Origin of the sequence: Vibrio sp. 1641 (assembly GCF_033339995.1) — a bacterium.
GTDB lineage: Bacteria > Pseudomonadota > Gammaproteobacteria > Enterobacterales > Vibrionaceae > Vibrio > Vibrio alginolyticus.
In genome coordinates this window covers 1-18564 of sequence record NZ_JAWOVP010000017.1, presented here as the reverse complement: position 1 = coordinate 18564, position 18564 = coordinate 1, and the positions used below count along the sequence as shown (strand labels likewise).

General features: G+C 46.3%; 13 protein-coding genes. 9 read left to right on the top strand and 4 right to left on the bottom strand.

The genetic code is table 11. The features are described 5' to 3' along the window. Window positions 1-27: 27 nt before the first annotated feature. Both R7Z47_RS21305 and R7Z47_RS21300 read right to left on the bottom strand, forming a co-directional pair. Entirely contained in the window at window positions 28-3459 is a 3432-nt protein-coding gene (locus R7Z47_RS21305) for a PAS-domain containing protein (RefSeq protein WP_253657672.1), read from the bottom strand. Between the two features lie 135 nt (window positions 3460-3594). Continuing rightward, window positions 3595-4782 (bottom strand): 3-phenylpropionate MFS transporter, encoded by a 1188-nt coding sequence (locus tag R7Z47_RS21300; RefSeq protein WP_318130625.1) that lies wholly within the window; start codon window positions 4780-4782, stop codon window positions 3595-3597. Between the two features lie 233 nt (window positions 4783-5015). Here R7Z47_RS21300 and R7Z47_RS21295 point away from each other — a divergent pair, with 233 nt between their 5' ends. The 9 genes from R7Z47_RS21295 (at window position 5016) to fis (ending at window position 14810) form a co-directional block, all read left to right on the top strand. Beyond that, window positions 5016-6842, top strand: a complete 1827-nt coding sequence (locus R7Z47_RS21295) for a DUF294 nucleotidyltransferase-like domain-containing protein (protein ID WP_262607105.1) — start codon at window positions 5016-5018, stop codon at window positions 6840-6842. Window positions 6843-6875: 33 nt separating this feature from the next. Beyond that, a complete protein-coding gene (locus tag R7Z47_RS21290; protein WP_005382363.1) occupies window positions 6876-7505 on the top strand; it encodes a 3'-5' exonuclease in 630 nt (209 codons plus the stop codon). A gap of 237 nt (window positions 7506-7742) precedes the next feature. Further along, window positions 7743-9695 (top strand): acetate--CoA ligase, encoded by a 1953-nt coding sequence (gene acs, locus R7Z47_RS21285; protein ID WP_005386359.1) that lies wholly within the window; start codon window positions 7743-7745, stop codon window positions 9693-9695. 303 nt (window positions 9696-9998) lie between these two features. Then, entirely contained in the window at window positions 9999-10448 is a 450-nt protein-coding gene (gene aroQ, locus R7Z47_RS21280; RefSeq protein WP_005382360.1) for a type II 3-dehydroquinate dehydratase, read from the top strand. A gap of 61 nt (window positions 10449-10509) precedes the next feature. Continuing rightward, entirely contained in the window at window positions 10510-10971 is a 462-nt protein-coding gene (accB, locus tag R7Z47_RS21275; RefSeq protein WP_005386355.1) for an acetyl-CoA carboxylase biotin carboxyl carrier protein, read from the top strand. Between the two features lie 14 nt (window positions 10972-10985). After that, window positions 10986-12329, top strand: coding sequence for an acetyl-CoA carboxylase biotin carboxylase subunit (gene accC, locus R7Z47_RS21270; RefSeq protein WP_005382509.1), 1344 nt, complete (start codon window positions 10986-10988; stop codon window positions 12327-12329). 165 nt (window positions 12330-12494) lie between these two features. Beyond that, window positions 12495-13382: a 50S ribosomal protein L11 methyltransferase gene (gene prmA / locus R7Z47_RS21265; protein WP_047010245.1), complete on the top strand. Its 888-nt coding sequence runs from the start codon at window positions 12495-12497 to the stop codon at window positions 13380-13382. Window positions 13383-13521: 139 nt separating this feature from the next. Then, on the top strand, window positions 13522-14490 hold the full coding sequence (dusB, locus tag R7Z47_RS21260; protein WP_005382505.1) for a tRNA dihydrouridine synthase DusB: 969 nt from the start codon (window positions 13522-13524) through the stop codon (window positions 14488-14490). 23 nt (window positions 14491-14513) lie between these two features. Next, entirely contained in the window at window positions 14514-14810 is a 297-nt protein-coding gene (fis, locus tag R7Z47_RS21255) for a DNA-binding transcriptional regulator Fis (protein ID WP_000462885.1), read from the top strand. A 74-nt stretch (window positions 14811-14884) separates the two neighbouring features. Here fis and R7Z47_RS21250 read toward each other — a convergent pair whose 3' ends face one another. Beyond that, window positions 14885-16042 (bottom strand): MFS transporter, encoded by a 1158-nt coding sequence (locus R7Z47_RS21250; protein WP_262607104.1) that lies wholly within the window; start codon window positions 16040-16042, stop codon window positions 14885-14887. Further along, window positions 16039-17610: an ABC-F family ATP-binding cassette domain-containing protein gene (locus R7Z47_RS21245; protein WP_213886886.1), complete on the bottom strand. Its 1572-nt coding sequence runs from the start codon at window positions 17608-17610 to the stop codon at window positions 16039-16041. Before R7Z47_RS21245 ends, R7Z47_RS21250 begins: the two co-directional genes overlap by 4 nt. Window positions 17611-18564 lie beyond the last annotated feature (954 nt).

The following is an 18564-nucleotide window of genomic DNA, read 5'->3' as shown; positions in this document are numbered from 1 at the left end:
TATAGCGATTTTTCAAACACTCCAATCCTAAGCGACTCGATTGAGCACCGAACGCAACTTAAGCGGCTTAACTGGCTTAGCAATAAAGCTGAACCCATTTGCTTTGATGCCATCAAGCATATCATCGGTACGATCTGCACTGATGATGACGCCTTCGAAGCTGTGGCCTAATCTCAGGCGGCATTGCTGTAGCACTTCTAAACCAGTACGACCATCATCAAGTCGGTAATCGGAGAAAATTACATCCGGAATCCAACCATCCTCAAGCGCTTGTAGACTTTCAACTAAATCAATCGCAACTCGTGTATCGCAACCCCATCGGGAAAGTAAGTTTTCCATGCCGACTAGAATGTCAGGCTCATTATCGACACAAAGGATTCTCAGATGACCAAGTTCAGATTGCTTACTCATTGCCACGTGAACTGGATGAGGCTGAACATGATCAGCTTTATCTAGGGTGATGGAAAAAACACTGCCTTTTCCAACCCAAGAGCGCATCGAAATTTCATGCCCAAGTACCTGAGCAATTCCTTTCGAAATCGCCAAACCAAGCCCGAGACCTTGGTCGGAACGAACTTGAGTTCCGCGATTAAACTCTTCAAAAATCTCTTGCTGCTTCTCTTCTTCAATCCCCACTCCATTATCCCATACATCAATACGCACTCGCCCTTTCACACGGCGAACACCGAGTGCGACTTTGCCATTCGGGTTGTAACGAAACGCATTGGTCAGGAAGTTTTGCACCACACGGCGCAGCAGTTTGGGATCCGACTTAACCATGAGTGAGGACGGAATCATGGTGAACTCTATACCTTGCTGTTTGGCTAACGCACTAAACTCAGCATTCAAATTCGATAACACATCATTTAACGCAAAGCCATGCACGTTGACTTCCAACTTGCCCGATTCCAAACGCGAGATATCCAGCAAATCTCCAATTAAGTCTTCGGCAGCCTCTAAAGCACTTTCAATGTGTGCCGACAGCTTTTTGGCTTCACTGTCTTTGGCGACTTCCGACAGTGAAGAAGCGAATAGACGCGCCGCGTTGAGCGGTTGCATCAAGTCATGGCTTACTGCCGCCAAGAACCGTGATTTGGACTTCGATTCCAAATCCGAGCGCTGCGTCGCTTCCACCAGCTGCTTGTTAAGTTGTTCTAATTCTCGAGTCCGCAGACGTACCCTTTCTTCCAATGTCTCGTTGGCGTCTTTCAGTGCTTGCTCTGCATCACGGAATACGGTGATGTCGGTAAAGCTCATCACAAAGCCACCACCTGGCATTGGGTTACCTTGCACCTCTATCACGCGACCATCGGGACGAACCCGAGAAGAGGTGTGCCGAGTCCCTTGCTCAAGGTGATAAACACGGCGACGGACGTGGTCATCAGGGTCACCAGGGCCACACAACCCCTGCTCTGCATTGTGCCGAATCACATCCGCAATCGGTCGACCTACTTGAATCAGGCCTGGCGGAAATTCAAAGAGTTCTAAATAGCGTTGGTTCCACGCTACCAAGCGTAGTTGCTTATCGACGACCGCAATACCTTGTCCAATATGCTCAATCGCGCCTTGGAGTAAACCCCGACTAAAATCGTACAGTTCAGAGGCTTCATCGACGATAGTCGCCACCTCTTCAAGCTGCATGTTTCTACCTTGCAGAGCGGAAGTAAGTACTAACTTAGCAGAAGATGCACCAAATACCCCTGCTAGCACACGCTCCGTATGCCGAATCAGAGAAGATGGCGCTTGTTGATTCGGCATCAACTCTTCTCGTTGCTGGCTCCAGTAGGCTTGAAACGCCGCTTTAACTCGCGTTCGTCCTACAAATCTGGACGCTAGCATTTCCAGTTCTGCAACCGTAACGCGGCTCTGGTACAGACTCATATTTTCGCTTTCAGGCAACGGTGTACCAACGAATGATGCCGATTGTAAGCGCTCACTTAGGCTTGGTCGGGTAGCCATAGAAACCACAACAAAACACACTGCATTAGCGACCACACTGAGGATCATCCCCCAATCTGAAATCGCGATATCAAAACTAGCCAATACCTCTGGTGGCGTAATCAACCAGATCAGGAAGTTATTGCTGGCGTCTCCGGCAAGCATGTCTGTTTGGCTCATTAACGTAATCAGCCAGGTAGCAAAACCCACCGCGAGGCCGACATACACACCTTTCTTATTCCCTTGACGCCAATACATACCGCCAACCAGCGCAGGAGCGAATTGCGTGATAGCCGCGAACGAGAGAAAGCCGATAGCAGAAAGTGAATGAATGGTGTCCAACGCTTGATAGAAACACCACGCGCCAATCAACAAAACTAAAATCAAACCACGGCGGATCCGCAGTAATAATTCAGAAAAATGGTGATGGTTACGCTGCGTCAGTCGCATGCGACGCAATAGCAATGGCATAACCAAGTCATTCGAGACCATGATCGCTAAGGCAATCGTCGATACGATAACCATGCCACTTGCCGCTGAAGTACCGCCTAGAAACGCAAGCAAGGCGATTTCACTCGCCCCTACCGACATCGGCACACTGATGACATAAGTATCAGGCGAAGCGCCACTCAAGAGACCTTGCCCTACCCACGCAATAGGTAAAACAAAAATCCCCATTAAGATCAGATAAATGGGGAACAACCAACGAGCCACATGCAAATCTTGAGCACGTTCATTTTCCACCACCATCGTATGGAATTGTCGCGGAAGGCAAACGATCGCCAGCATCGTGAGTACAGTATGAATCAATATAGTCGGGATATTTGGTGACTGATACGTCTGTGCGGCAACATCAATTAAGCTCAAATTCTCGGTGTTCATCGCCAACCAAACAATGAAGACACCAACCACTAAAAAAGCCAGCAGTTTGATAATGGATTCGAAGGCAATTGCCATCATCATCCCACGATGGTGTTCCGTGTTATCAATGTGGCGGGTACCGAATAGCATCGTAAAAATCGCCAATGCGACCACAACAAACCACGACACGCTACCGTTTTGATAACCAAAATCAGTAGCCAGCTCCGGAGCAATAATTTCAAGCCCCATAGTGATACCACGCAGCTGTAAAGCGATGTACGGCAAAATTCCCGCAACCGCTATGAGCGTAACAACCACGGCCAAACCTTGGGATTTACCGTAGCGTGCTCCGATAAAGTCAGCAATCGACGTGATGTGTTCCCGTTTAGCAATCAAAATAAGCCGAGCTAAAACGCGCCATCCGATGGTAAACACTAAAATGGGAGCAATATAGATGGGCAAGAAAGACCAAGGATTACTGCTGGCCTGCCCGACCGTGCCGTAGAAGGTCCATGATGTACAGTACACCGCAATGGAAAGGCTATAAATCCAAGGCCGCCAGCGCGCTAGCCACCTTTTCTGAATATCGCCGTACCACGCGATGATAAATAAAGCTCCCAAATACGCTAAAGAAACGGGAACCACCAGCCATCCTTGCATCCGATATCCTTTCTTGCCTTTCTTGCTACTTTTAAAGCAAGAGAATAAAAAAACCTCTCCATGAGGGAGAGGTTTCATTTAACACTGCTTTGATAACGGAGACAAAGCTTAGTTTTTAACCTTTGTTACATAAGTCTAATTCTGTGTTTCAAGTGGCTTGTCTGATACATCAACCACCTGATGTGGGTCTTGCGAATCAAGCTTGATGAACAGAGCCAATAACCCCATCGCGGCCATGCCCCAGAACACAAGAGGTCCCCAGTGCTCATAACCCCAGCCACTCAATACGGTCATTAACGCGATAAATGCGCCCAACGGAATCGCGTTATACAACGCTTGCAACGCTACGATCTTATTTTCTTCGGAGTTTTGGATATATTGGATCGCGGCAATGTGCGCGGTAGCGAAAGTCACACCATGCAATAGTTGAACAACCACCAAAGCAATAATTGATGTTGTCGACGCCGTAATACCCCAACGCATCATTACACCAACGGCAGCAGCAATAAACAGCGCGCGTATTGACCAACCTACGAATAAACGCTTACTCAGTGCAAACACTGCCACTTCTGCGGCCACCCCCAAGCTCCATAAGTAGCCAATGACATCTTCCGAGTGACCAGCGGCCTTCCAGTGAATCGCACTAAAGCCGTAGTAAGCCGCATGACTGCCCTGAATTAGTGACACCAACACTAAGAATTTTAGTATCGGCTTGTCGGTCAAAAGAGCGGTCAGCTTTGGACGTTCTCCGCTTTGCCCACCGTGCGTTACAGGCATTGGGTTAGTCGGTCGCATAGCAAACAGCAACGAGATAAACACGCCGAACATCGCAGTGTACAAAATCATATCGGAGCCAAATTCAGCCACCAGGTAGCCCACTGCCGTCGAGCCTGCGATAAAGGCGATCGAACCCCATAGCCGCGTGCGGCCATAATCGAGCATTTTCAGGCGAGCGTAGTAATTTGCCATCGCGTCCGACAACGGAATAATCGGTCCACAACAAAGATTGAACAACACTGTCGCTAGTGCCATTAACCAAAAGCTACCACCCGTAAAAAAGTGAAATCCAACAAAAAGGAGGGCAGCGAAACTCAACCAACGTAAAGCAGGCATAAGATGTTCGACTTTGTGTACTCGTGGGGTGATCACGATATTGGCAACACAACGTGTCGCAAGGCCTAACCCGACCAGCAAACCGATATCTGTCGAAGATACGCCCTGCTCCTTAAACCAAAGTGACCAAAATGGCAGATACACGCCATACGCAAAGAAGAATCCGAGAAAGTACTGGGAAATCCAGCCATACGGAGAAGGTTTCAACATTACTAATATCCTAAAACGGGAACACCAACGTTCGAGCCGGGAATTATGGATCGCCATGCGTATTATAAAAAGGGAAGAATAAGAAACTTATCGTTTCCTCGATGGAATACTAACTTTGCGACATTTGGCATCTTCAAGCGAAAACATCGTAATTTAGACCAAAGTCGTCTGGCTTCCGGTAAGAAATTTGTCAGACTTAGAGAGTGTTCCTTCCATCATTATTGGGTGTTCTCATGCCTGACAAATTTAACATGCAATCTCCACCGTTCGATCGCTTAACTGAAGCACAACAAACGCGACTGCGATCGTCTCTGGACGTCGCCTACTATCGAGCTCGAGATGTTATTTTATCCTGCGGACAGAAGAACCCCCACTTACATATTCTGATCAAAGGCGCGGTAGAAGAGCGCTCCAACGATCAACAGGAAGTGTTCGCACATTATGCCAACGACGATATGTTCGATGTACGCTCGTTACTTGAAGACAAGGTACGTCATCACTACATCGCGCTTGAGGACACGCTCTCTTACCTACTGCCGAAAGAAATTTTCCTTGCCCTTTACAACGAAAATGGCCAGTTTGCAGCCTATTTCGATAACAATTTATCGAAACGGCAAGAGCTCATCGAAGCAGCCCATCAACAGCAAAACTTAGCGGAGTTTATTCTCACTAAAGTTGACCGCAGCATTTATCACCCACCGATGATCCTCGAACCAAATACACCAATTAACGAGGTAACACGTTCCTTAAAAGAAAATAGGATTGACGCTGCATTGGTTCAACTCCATGGCGATGATCCACGATTGGAAAAATGGCCATCAGCCCACCCGTACGCAATAGTGACTCGTACTAATATGCTGCATTCTGTGATGTTGGATGGTTGCGCGCTCGACACACCAGTGGGTGAGATCGCGAGCTTTCCTGTTTATCACGTTGATGATGGTGACTTTCTATTCAACGCCATGATCACAATGACCAGAAACAGAATGAAACGCCTCATGGTATGTGAAGGTAACAGAGCCGTTGGCATGCTGGATATGACCCAAATTCTTAGCGCGTTCTCAACCCACTCTCACGTGTTAACGCTCAGTATTGCTCGAGCAAGCAGCGTGGAAGAGCTCGCTTTGGCCTCAAACCGCCAACGTCAATTGGTCGAGAGCTTATTGAAAAACGGCATCCGCACTCGCTTCATCATGGAGCTGATCTCAGCCGTAAACGAGCAAATTATCGAGAAAGCGTTCGAGTTAATAATACCACCAGCCTTGCACGACCATTGTTGCTTGATCGTACTCGGCTCTGAAGGCCGAGGAGAGCAAATTCTCAAAACCGATCAAGACAATGCCCTGATTATTCAAGATGGTCTGGAATGGCCTCATTGCGAACAAGTGATGCGATCCTTCACACACACCCTACAACAGCTCGGTTATCCACTTTGCCCTGGTAAAGTGATGGTTAACAACCCGAAATGGGTCAAAACACAGCAAGAATGGATAAGCACCCTAAACCACTGGATAGCTAAAGCCGAACCAGAACAAATCATGGACTTAGCCATTTTCAGTGACGCCCATGCTGTTGCTGGGAATTGCGAGCTGCTGGCCCCAATTGCGGCACATCTTCGTGACACAATGAAAGATCGCATGTTGATATTGTCTGACTTTACTCGCCCTGCCTTGCAGTTTTCGGTGCCCCTAACTCTATTTGGCAACGTAAAAAGTGCTAAAGACGGATTGGACATTAAACGCGGCGGTATTTTCCCAATTGTACACGGCATTCGCGCCTTGTCTTTGGAGTATGCCATTGAAGAGAAGAACACGTTTGAACGCATTGAAGCTCTGAGAAATAAGCGCATCTTAGAATCCGAAACGGCAGATAATCTCAACGAAGCACTTAAATTGTTCTTTAAACTTCGTCTTAATCAGCAACTCAAAAAGCAAGAAGCGTTGAATAACATTGATATTAAACAACTGGATAGAACTGAGCGTGATTTGCTTCGCCACAGCTTACATGTGGTGAAGAAATTTAAGCAATTTTTAGGCTTCCATTATCAAATTCGTGATTAACCCTGATTTTCATAAATCACAGAGGCGTAAGCAATGAACTGGTTACAACGCAAATACTGGCACTACAAACTGAAAGGTTCGCCTTATCAGTCGCTGTTTTGCACGCCAGATAAAACAGAATACGTCTCTCTTGACTGCGAAACCACCAGCCTTGACCCAAATCGCGCCGAGCTGGTGACTATTGCAGCCACCAAGATCATCGACAACCGCATCATCACCAGTCAACCATTTGAAGTCCGCTTACGCGCGCCGCAATCGCTCGACTCAGGCTCGGTCAAGATCCATCGAATTCGCCACCAAGACTTAGTCGATGGCATCAGTGAAAAAGAGGCGCTGCTCGAGCTGCTCGACTTTATCGGCAACCGACCACTTGTGGGCTATCACATTCGTTACGATAAAAAGATCTTAGACCTTGCTTGTCTGCGGCAACTTGGCTTCCCACTTCCTAACCCACTTATCGAGGTCAGTCAGATTTATCACGATAAGTTGGAACGACATTTGCCGAATGCCTATTTCGACTTAAGTCTGGATGCCATTTGTAAACACCTCGAACTTCCTATCCAAGACAAACACGACGCCTTGCAAGACGCGATTTCTGCCGCTTTGGTCTTTGTCCGCTTAACGAAAGGCGATTTACCCAACCTAACCGCACCGTATACATAAAAATCAGTTGACCTAGCTCCCAGAAATACTTTTGTTTCAGCGATTTCCCGGCGCTTCTATCACTCTCATCCTAAAGTCTAATTGTGGAAATACGCGCGGTGACTGACAGTTATAAGCACAACGTCGTCATTACCACGACCAAGTTATTTAGAACCAAAAAACAGCCCTACAAAAATATATTCAAAATCTTATCTAGATTGGTGTAAGGCCGAGAAATAAGGCACAAGGAGAGAAGCCATGAGCGAAGCCCACGTTTATCCGGTAAAAGAAAATATTAAAACTCATACACACGCGGATAATGATACTTACTTAGCCATGTATCAGCAGTCGGTAACCGATCCAGAGGGCTTCTGGAACGAACACGGCAAAATCGTTGATTGGATCAAACCTTTCACCAAAGTAAAAAGCACTTCTTTCGACACTGGCCATGTTGATATTCGCTGGTTTGAAGATGGCACACTGAACGTCTCGGCTAACTGTATTGACCGTCATCTTGCAGAACACGGGGACGACGTCGCCATCATTTGGGAAGGCGATGATCCAGCCGACGACAAAACACTCACTTTCAACGAACTGCACAAAGAAGTGTGTAAATTCTCCAACGCATTGAAAGAGCAAGGCGTACGCAAGGGAGACGTGGTGTGTCTATACATGCCAATGGTGCCAGAAGCCGCTGTGGCTATGCTCGCTTGTACCCGTATTGGTGCGGTTCACACCGTAGTATTTGGCGGTTTCTCACCAGAAGCACTATCCGGCCGTATCATCGACTCTGACGCTAAAGTCGTGATCACCGCAGACGAAGGCGTACGTGGCGGACGCGCTGTTCCACTGAAAAAGAACGTGGATGAAGCACTAACCAACCCAGACGTAAAAACCATCAATAAAGTCGTCGTGCTTAAACGTACAGGTGGTGATGTTGAATGGCATGAACACCGTGATGTTTGGTGGCACGAAGCAACAGCCAACGTTTCTGACGTTTGCCCACCAGAAGAGATGAAAGCCGAAGACCCGCTGTTCATCCTCTACACATCTGGCTCGACAGGTAAACCTAAAGGCGTACTACATACTACAGGCGGTTACCTCGTCTACGCGGCAATGACCTTTAAATATGTCTTCGATTATCAACCAGGTGAAACCTTCTGGTGTACCGCGGATGTGGGCTGGATTACAGGCCATACTTACCTAATTTATGGTCCACTAGCGAACGGGGCCAAAACCATTCTGTTTGAAGGTGTTCCAAACTACCCAAGCACGGCTCGTATGAGTGAAGTGGTTGATAAGCACCAAGTGAACATTCTCTACACTGCGCCAACCGCTATTCGTGCACTAATGGCAAAAGGTAACGAAGCGGTAGCAGGGACATCTCGTTCAAGCTTACGTGTGATGGGTTCAGTAGGTGAGCCTATCAACCCTGAAGCGTGGGAGTGGTACTACAAAACGATTGGTAACGAGAGCTCGCCTATCGTTGATACTTGGTGGCAAACAGAGACCGGCGGTATCTTAATTGCACCACTACCAGGTGCAACAGATTTAAAACCAGGCTCAGCAACTCGACCATTCTTCGGAGTCCAACCTGCACTGGTTGATAACATGGGCAACATCATTGAAGAAACCGCAGCAGAAGGTAACTTGGTGATCCTTGATTCATGGCCAGGTCAGATGCGTACTGTTTATGGCGACCACGAGCGCTTTGAACAGACCTACTTCTCAACCTTCAAGGGAATGTACTTTACTAGTGATGGGGCTCGTCGTGACGAAGACGGTTACTACTGGATCACGGGCCGTGTTGATGACGTACTAAACGTGTCGGGTCACCGCATGGGTACCGCTGAAATAGAATCGGCTCTTGTCGCACATCATAAAATTGCTGAGGCCGCTATTGTGGGCATTCCGCATGATATCAAAGGCCAAGCTATCTACGCTTACATTACCTTGAACGATGGTGAATTCCCGTCAGCAGAGCTACACAAAGAAGTGAAAGATTGGGTGCGTAAAGAGATTGGTCCAATTGCAACACCAGATGTACTGCACTGGACGGATTCCTTACCGAAGACTCGTTCTGGTAAGATCATGCGTCGAATCCTGCGTAAAATTGCAACGGGTGATACCAGCAACCTCGGAGACACATCAACGCTTGCCGATCCGAGCGTTGTAGATAAACTTATCGCAGAGAAAGCAGAATTGGCATAAATTCAACCAACTGTTTTAAAAGCACTTTAAAAACCGCCATCACTCATGGCGGTTTTTTGCTTTAGTGCACAAATTGGCCACACAAAAAATATGGCAATTATGTTGTTTTTGTTAACTTGGTTACAGAAACGAGAGTGGCTATTAGGAGATTAGACCAGTAAATTGCTGCTAATTGCTATGAATTAGCTATAATCTTGGTCGATTTTTTAAAATTTGCTCGGTTTTAACAAAAAAATCGTGCTGAACTATCGTATATTTGGGAATATAAACGTTCCACTCACGATAAGGGAAGATAGCAACACAATGTCTGCAAAGTCACGGATTCTTGTTCTAAACGGACCAAATCTTAATCTATTGGGTCTGCGCGAACCGACACACTATGGTCACAGTACCTTAGCTCAAGTTGTGGATACTCTTACAGAGCAAGCCCATAACGCTGGGGTAGAACTGGAACACCTACAATCAAATCGTGAGTACGAACTGATTGAAGCCATTCACGCTGCCTATGGCAAGATTGACTTCATCATCATCAATCCAGCGGCTTTCACTCATACTAGTGTGGCGCTGCGAGATGCATTACTTGGCGTCGCCATCCCATTTATTGAGGTGCACTTATCAAATGTGCACGCACGTGAACCATTCCGTCATCACTCTTATCTGTCAGATAAAGCAGAGGGTGTGATTTGCGGTTTAGGCGCACAAGGTTATGAATTTGCTCTGTCTGCAGCGATCAATAAGCTACAGGCAAAGTAACCCTAACACTCTGCAACCCTACGAGGGTTGTCTTAATCACAAGATAAAAGAGAAAGAAAAGATGGATATTCGTAAAATCAAGAAGCTAATTGAGTTAGTTGAAGAGTCTGGCATTGCTGAGCTAGAGATCTCTGAAGGTGAAGAGTCAGTGCGCATCAGCCGTCATGGCACTGCAGCCCCTCAAGCACCAATTCACTACGCAGCAGCTCCAGCGGCGGCACCTGCTCCAGTAGCAGCGGCACCAGTAGCGGAAGCGCCAGCAGCAGAAGCTCCAGCAGCAACACCTGCAGGTCACCAAGTTCTTTCTCCAATGGTTGGTACTTTCTACCGCTCTCCAAGCCCAGACTCTAAAGCATTCGTAGAAGTGGGTCAGAAAGTAAATGCTGGCGATACTCTATGTATTGTTGAAGCAATGAAAATGATGAACCAAATCGAAGCGGACAAATCTGGCGTTGTTACAGCAATCCTAGCTGAAGACGGCCAACCAGTTGAATTCGACCAACCTCTTGTTGTAATCGAATAAGCGGGGCTTGCCTTATGCTAGACAAAGTAGTCATCGCGAACCGAGGTGAAATTGCACTTCGTATTCTTCGCGCTTGTAAAGAATTAGGTATTAAGACCGTCGCTGTTCACTCGACAGCTGACCGCGATCTTAAGCACGTACTACTCGCAGACGAAACCGTATGTATCGGCCCTGCTCGTGGTATCGACAGCTACCTAAACATTCCACGCATCATTTCTGCAGCAGAAGTGACTGGTGCTGTGGCTATCCACCCAGGTTACGGCTTCCTGTCTGAGAACGCAGACTTCGCAGAGCAAGTTGAGCGCAGTGGTTTCATCTTCGTTGGTCCAAAGGCAGACACTATCCGCCTAATGGGCGATAAAGTATCTGCTATCAATGCAATGAAGAAAGCAGGCGTTCCTTGTGTACCGGGTTCTGACGGCCCTCTAGACAATGACGAAGAGAAAAACAAAGCATTTGCTAAGCGCATTGGTTACCCAGTAATCATCAAAGCATCTGGCGGCGGCGGCGGTCGTGGTATGCGTGTTGTTCGCGCAGAGAAAGACCTTATCCAAGCCATTGCAATGACACGTGCTGAAGCAAAAGCGGCGTTCAACAATGACATGGTTTACATGGAGAAATTCCTAGAAAACCCTCGTCACGTTGAAGTTCAGGTTATTGCTGACGGTCAAGGCGGCGCAATCCACCTTGGTGAGCGTGACTGTTCAATGCAACGTCGTCACCAAAAAGTAGTGGAAGAAGCTCCAGCACCTGGTATCACAGAAGAAATGCGTAAGTACATCGGTGAACGCTGTACTCGTGCATGTATCGAGATCGGTTACCGCGGCGCAGGTACGTTTGAATTCCTATACGAGAACGGTGAGTTCTACTTCATCGAAATGAACACTCGTATTCAGGTAGAGCACCCAGTAACAGAGATGGTTACTGGCATCGACCTAATCAAAGAACAGCTTCGTGTTGCAGCGGGTCAGCCTCTGTCATTCACTCAAGATGATATTAAGATCCGTGGCCATGCGATTGAGTGTCGTATCAACGCAGAAGACCCTGAGCGCTTCCTACCATCTCCGGGTAAGATCGAGCGTTTCCACGCTCCTGGCGGTATGGGTGTACGTTGGGAATCTCATATCTACACAGGCTACACAGTACCACCTCATTACGATTCAATGATTGGTAAACTGATCACTTACGGTGAGAACCGTGATGTAGCGATTGCACGTATGAAAAACGCACTGGGTGAGATGATCATCGAAGGCATCAAAACTAACGTGCCACTGCAATTCTCCATTATGAATGACGAAAACTTCCAACACGGTGGTGCAAACATCCACTACCTAGAGAAGAAGCTTGGCTTACAATAAGCCTAAGCAAACGTCTTAAAAAATGCCCACTCCCGTGGGCATTTTTGTTTTATATGTACGCAAAGGGCTCAACATATAAATCGGCTTATTTGGGTATATACTCAAACAAATCGTAGAGTTCTGGTAAACTCTGCGCCACTTCATTCACTTTAAGAGCAAAAACCAATGCCTTGGATTCAAATCAAACTCAACGCGACCAATGAAAACGCTGAGCAAATCGGCGATATGCTAATGGAAGAGACTGGCGCGCTGTCTGTTACATTCTTAGACGCGCAGGATACACCTGTATTCGAACCTCTACCTGGCGAAACTCGCTTATGGGGCGATACTGATATTCTGGCACTGTATGATGCAGAAGCAGACACTAACTTCATCATCGACCAAGTTAAAGCGAGCAACATGCTGGCTGACAATTTTGCTTACAAAGTAGAACAGCTTGAAGATAAAGACTGGGAACGCGAATGGATGGAAAACTTCCACCCAATGAAATTTGGTGAACGCTTATGGATTTGTCCAAGCTGGCGCGACATTCCAGATCCTGACGCTGTTAATGTTATGTTGGATCCAGGCCTTGCATTCGGTACGGGTACTCACCCTACAACAGCACTTTGTCTTGAGTGGCTAGAAAGCATGGACTTAAGCGGTAAGACCGTTATCGACTTCGGTTGTGGCTCAGGTATTCTTGCGATCGCAGCGATCAAACTGGGCGCTGAAAAAGTGATAGGGATCGACATTGATCCTCAAGCCCTGCTTGCTTCAAAAGACAATGCTGAGCGTAATGGCGTTGCAGACAAACTAGAAGTTTACTTACCGCAAAATCAACCAGAAGGTCTCGTCGCTGACGTCGTTGTGGCCAACATCCTTGCGGGACCTTTACGTGAACTTGCACCTATCATCAAAGGGCTAGTTAAGCCAAATGGCGACCTCGCTATGTCCGGCGTATTAGACACTCAAGCTGAAGATGTTGCGAACTATTACCGTGACGAGCTTCACATTGACCCGATTGTTGAGCAAAGTGAATGGTGTCGCATCTCTGGTCGTAAGCAAGGCTAGACAAGGTTTTCAGAGCTAATTGTTTGAAATTCATACAATTTACAAAAACAATTTGTAAATGCTCAAATATTAGTCTTTTCACGCAGTGAAAAAATGCGTAAAATGCGCGCCCTTGCTGGTACAGAACTGTGATGACGTTTTGAAAATCGGAAACTATCAACTTAAGAACAATCTAATCGTAGCCCCTATGGCTGGTGTAACGGATAGACCGTTTCGCGAGTTGTGTCTTCGCTATGGTGCGGGAATGGCCGTCAGTGAAATGATGTCCGCTAACCCAAAACTATGGGGAACGTCAAAGTCGAAACAGCGCATGGTACACGAGGGCGAATCGGGCATTCGCTCTGTACAGATTGCAGGTTCCGATCCACAGCTTATGGCGGACGCAGCTCAATTCAGTGTTGAGAACGGTGCACAAATCATCGACATCAACATGGGCTGCCCGGCAAAAAAAGTGAATAAGAAGCTAGCGGGCTCTGCTCTGCTTCAATACCCAAACATTATCGAAGAGATTTTGAAAGCGGTCGTGAATGCAGTGGACGTTCCTGTAACGTTAAAGACTCGAACTGGCTGGGATACAGACAACAAGAACTGTGTCCAGATCGCTAAATTAGCCGAAAACTGCGGCATACAAGCTCTTGCTCTGCATGGCAGAACGAAAGCATGTATGTACAAAGGTGAGGCCGAATATGACAGCATTAAAGCGGTAAAAGAGGCGATTTCAATTCCGGTTATCGCGAACGGTGATATCGATAGCCCGGAGAAAGCCAAATTTGTACTGGAGTACACCGGTGCGGACGCTTTAATGATTGGACGCCCTGCCCAGGGTCGTCCTTGGATTTTCCAGGAAATCCATCACTATTTGGAAAACGGCACCACAATGGAGGAACTTCCAACTGAGGAAGTGAAAACCATTATGCTTGGTCATGTAAATGCTCTGCATGAATTTTATGGGGAGTTCTTAGGTCCACGTATCGCGCGCAAGCACGTTGGGTGGTACCTGAAAGAGCATGAACAGGCAAGTGAGTTTCGCCGTACCTTCAACGCTATCGACGCAGCTCCGCTGCAAATTGAGGCGTTAGAAGGTTATTTTGATAACGTTGCATCATAATTAAGAGAAGAGCTAGACCGAATATGTTCGAACAAAATCTGACTTCAGAAGCATTAACAGTAACTACAGTAACGTCACAAGACCAGATTACTCAGAAGCCTTTACGTGACTCTGTTAAAGCGTCTCTTAAAAACTACCTTGCTCAACTAAACGGCCAGGAAGTAACAGAACTATACGAATTAGTTCTAGCTGAAGTTGAACAGCCACTACTAGATACTATCATGCAGTACACTCGCGGTAACCAAACTCGCGCAGCAACTATGATGGGTATCAACCGCGGTACTCTTCGCAAGAAACTTAAGAAATACGGCATGAACTAAGACCGTTTTTCAAAAAGTATTTGGAACAAGCCGTTACCTTTTTAGGTAACGGCTTTTCTTTATCTACTAAAACACTACGAATAACGCTCACTTTGTTCAGTATTACCAACTGGCTTTAAGATAACTACTGCTGAGCCAAACAATAGCAAAGCCACGAAAGCGACCCATTCATTGCCTACAGAATACGCGAAGCCCGCCAAGGCAGACCAAATCGCGACACCAAAGTGCATCATACTCATTCCAAAAGACATTAACACACCTCGATATTCATCAGATAAGCTTGCGATATGTGCTTGTAATGCCGGAGAACCAACCCCTCCAGCGAGAGACCAGAGCACTAGAGCTGGAAGATAAGCGGTCACCGTACTCATCTCATTTGAGAACACCCATGCACTACAAGGTATGCACACCATTAAGGCCACTCGCATAACGGCTCGAGAGCTACCAAGCCAGCGAGAAGCTCTTGCCACGCACATATTTCCAACCACACTCACGATCCCTAGAGCTGCATAAATAGCGCCCACCCAACCGAGCGCCAAATCGCTGGTATCTCGAATATGAAGGCCTATCAGGTTAAATACACCAATACCTCCCCCTAGACCTAAACACATCGCTAAAATCGCCCTCAACGCGCCAGGAACATGAATTACACCTGTTATAGGTGGCAGAGCATCTGACATTTGGGACTCATCATGCTGGTCATTCATGAACACTACGCTCATAGCACTGACAAGAAGAGCCGCAACGCCCAAAATAATAAAAGCGGCACGCCATGATAAAAGCTGGGTCAACAATGCTCCGATCGCAGGGCTAGTTATCATACCTAGCGTTAATCCCGCCTGAACCATCACAATTTGACGCATCGCTCTATTACCCTTCGCGTCTCCCGCTAACGCGAATGCAATTGGTAACATGCCTGCACTTGCAATACCAGTGATCACTCGAGTTGCAATAGCAAGTTCAAAATCATGAACTATGCCCGTCGTAATAGACGCAACCCCAAATACAAAGCAAGCAGGCACCATGATACGAATACGCCCAACTCGGTCTGATAAACGGCCCAAGTAAGGAGCGCAAATTGCTATGGCTAAACTATATGCCGTAATAAATAAGGTCACCTGACTCGGTTGAACACTTAAATCATTTCCGATGGGTTCAAGAATAGATCCAAGCATCAACTCATCAGCACCAACAAGAAAAGCAACGAGAAATAGGATCATGGACTGCATCATAGCTCCACCTCCTGTTCTGTTTTCGATTCAGCACAAGTGAGCAACGAAATATCTAAAACTCTATCAGGCCAAGATTGCAAAAATGCCTTCTCATGAGATACCACAATCACGCTACCGGAAAAGCGCTGGAGAGCCTCTTTAAGCGCATTTTTGCTGCTGCTATCCAAATGTGTTGTTGGTTCGTCCAACAGCAAAACATTGCATTTCTGAACCGATAAACAACACAGTTTCACCCGAGTTTGCTCACCACCGCTCAATGTATCTAAGTGGCGCTGCGTCTTATCCCCCGTGATCCCAAAGCGAGCTAATAGCTTGCGTGACTCTTTGCTTGAGATTGTTGGCGCACAAGAGCACAGCTCCTGTTCAGGCGTGTTCTGAGGATGGCGCCAAGACAAATCTTGAGAAAAATAACCAATCATTGCACCTTTTGCCAATACCACCTCACCAGAGAGTGGCTCGATCTTCCCCATCAGGGTTTTAAGTAAGGTCGACTTACCCACGCCGTTAAAGCCAGCAACAACCAACTTTTCCCCGCGCGCTAACGTGATATCAAATACTGGAAGCAGAGGCTGCTGATAACCGATCATCAACGCTTTTGCCTCAACCACATTCGGTTGCTCAATGGGCTGGTAAGCAAAGTCAAACGTCGATACTTTCTCTACATGATTCAGTTGAATACGTTCGATTTTATCCAGTCTCTTCTTACGCCCTTTAGCAAGACTGGCGTTAACTCCTGCACCATTTTGGGCAATAAATTGCTCTAACTTTCGAATTTCACTTTGCTGAGCCTTATATTGCTTTTCTAATAAAGCACCGTCGTGCTGCTTTTGCTGCATTGCTTTGACATAAGTACCGCTGTATTTTCGAACCGTTTGATAATCAATATCACAAATACTGGTCGCTACTTGATTAAGAAAATCAACATCATGAGAAACCAGTAAAACGGTACCAATGTAATCATTGAGAAACGTGACTAGCCATTCAATGTGCGGAGCATCAAGATAGTTTGTCGGCTCATCAAGAATTAACACATCGGGGTTGCGAAGTAACAACCTGCCTAAAAGGACTTTGTGCCTTTGACCGCCACTTAGCGAGATAAGCGGTGTATCTAAGCCAAATTGATAAATACCAAGACCTACAGCAACTCGTTCAATTTTGGTATTAATTGCATAGAAGTCTTCATCTTCTAAATATGCCTGTAGCCGAGCGACTTGGCTTAAAAGAGATGTAGAGTGAGACTCGGTCATCGCATGATACAAAGTCCAAAGCTTTTGCTCTGCAGCGTATAAACTCTCAAAAGAGCCCTTTAAACACTCATGAACTGTCAGCACATTATCGATCTTAAAATGTTGTTCTAAATACCCCACCTCAAGGTTTGGTAACCATTCAATGCAGCCCTTATCTGCAGATAATTCACCGAAAAGCAGTTTCAATAAGGTGCTTTTTCCAACACCATTCGCTCCGGTGATACCTATTTTCTCTCCCACGTTAATACGAAAGGTCACGTTGTTGTATAACGTCTTATCAGCTATCTGATAAGACAAATTTTTAACTTGTAAAATACTCATGTTTTCAACCAAATAAAAAAGGGCCGGTGATCAATACCGGCCCTTATTTCAATACTGGGTAATGCTTTGTAGCTGCTTAACAGATACAAAAAGGCCGATGATGAAATATCACCGGCCATCTCTTCTCTTTTATCAGGTGTACAAGCTCCTGCGTATAACTTCAGCGAAGCTACCCACACATAAAACACCTGATGAAGATTAATTTAAGACTCCGAGCAACACTTCATCGCGTTTTTTGCATGGAGTTCAGCCTTCTTACAAAGCTTTTAAACAAGAGATATAACATGATTTACTGTCGAAAAAATATTCGATGTGAAGCGTACACCTTTAGAATAAAAAGTACCAGATAATTATTAAAACTATCGTGACTTACACGAAGGTCCACAGAAAGAAGACTTTTCCTCAGTCAATGTGCCAGGTGAACTGCTTACTCAGCAAACACAGCTATGAAAGCACCTATACCGCTCACGTTATACGTACGTAGTGGTGGCTTTGAAGGTTGGAGAGGGTTAGAGGGAAGAAGTAGCGAATATACTTTAAGACACTGGCTTAAATAGATCGACAAAACAAAATCCATGTTTGGAAAGTTTTAAATGCGCTGAGTTTATATTAATAAGCGCCTATGGCTAAATCAAAACATCTAAAGCAGAGAAATCTCCCCCGAAAATAACATAACCTAGTGAATAAATTCTCTAGGTAATAATAAAGGAAGCTTTGGTAAGTTAAGCACAGGGGCTCAAAAGTAGCGCTCGAGACTGCAGAAACCACACAAAACTGCGTTCCACTTCACTCATAACAGGGCTTAGAAAGCATCGCCAGAGGGAAGCCGGCCTCTCGATGCAAGGTTTCAATATGAAAGTGGGTTTAAGGTAAGTCGGGTAACCAAAACGAAAAAAGCCTCAGTCTTTCGACTGAGGCTTAATATAAGTGGCGGAGTGGACGGGACTCGAACCC

Bases quoted from the DNA above. Each gene is read 5' to 3' on its own strand.
- R7Z47_RS21305 (WP_253657672.1), bottom strand. From the start codon at position 3,459: ATGCAAGGATGGCTGGTGGTTCCCGTTTCTTTAGCGTATTTGGGAGCT.
- R7Z47_RS21300 (WP_318130625.1), bottom strand. From the start codon at position 4,782: ATGTTGAAACCTTCTCCGTATGGCTGGATTTCCCAGTACTTTCTCGGA.
- R7Z47_RS21295 (WP_262607105.1), top strand. From the start codon at position 5,016: ATGCCTGACAAATTTAACATGCAATCTCCACCGTTCGATCGCTTAACT.
- R7Z47_RS21290 (WP_005382363.1), top strand. From the start codon at position 6,876: ATGAACTGGTTACAACGCAAATACTGGCACTACAAACTGAAAGGTTCG.
- acs (WP_005386359.1), top strand. From the start codon at position 7,743: ATGAGCGAAGCCCACGTTTATCCGGTAAAAGAAAATATTAAAACTCAT.
- aroQ (WP_005382360.1), top strand. From the start codon at position 9,999: ATGTCTGCAAAGTCACGGATTCTTGTTCTAAACGGACCAAATCTTAAT.
- accB (WP_005386355.1), top strand. From the start codon at position 10,510: ATGGATATTCGTAAAATCAAGAAGCTAATTGAGTTAGTTGAAGAGTCT.
- accC (WP_005382509.1), top strand. From the start codon at position 10,986: ATGCTAGACAAAGTAGTCATCGCGAACCGAGGTGAAATTGCACTTCGT.
- prmA (WP_047010245.1), top strand. From the start codon at position 12,495: ATGCCTTGGATTCAAATCAAACTCAACGCGACCAATGAAAACGCTGAG.
- fis (WP_000462885.1), top strand. From the start codon at position 14,514: ATGTTCGAACAAAATCTGACTTCAGAAGCATTAACAGTAACTACAGTA.
- R7Z47_RS21250 (WP_262607104.1), bottom strand. From the start codon at position 16,042: ATGATGCAGTCCATGATCCTATTTCTCGTTGCTTTTCTTGTTGGTGCT.
- R7Z47_RS21245 (WP_213886886.1), bottom strand. From the start codon at position 17,610: ATGAGTATTTTACAAGTTAAAAATTTGTCTTATCAGATAGCTGATAAG.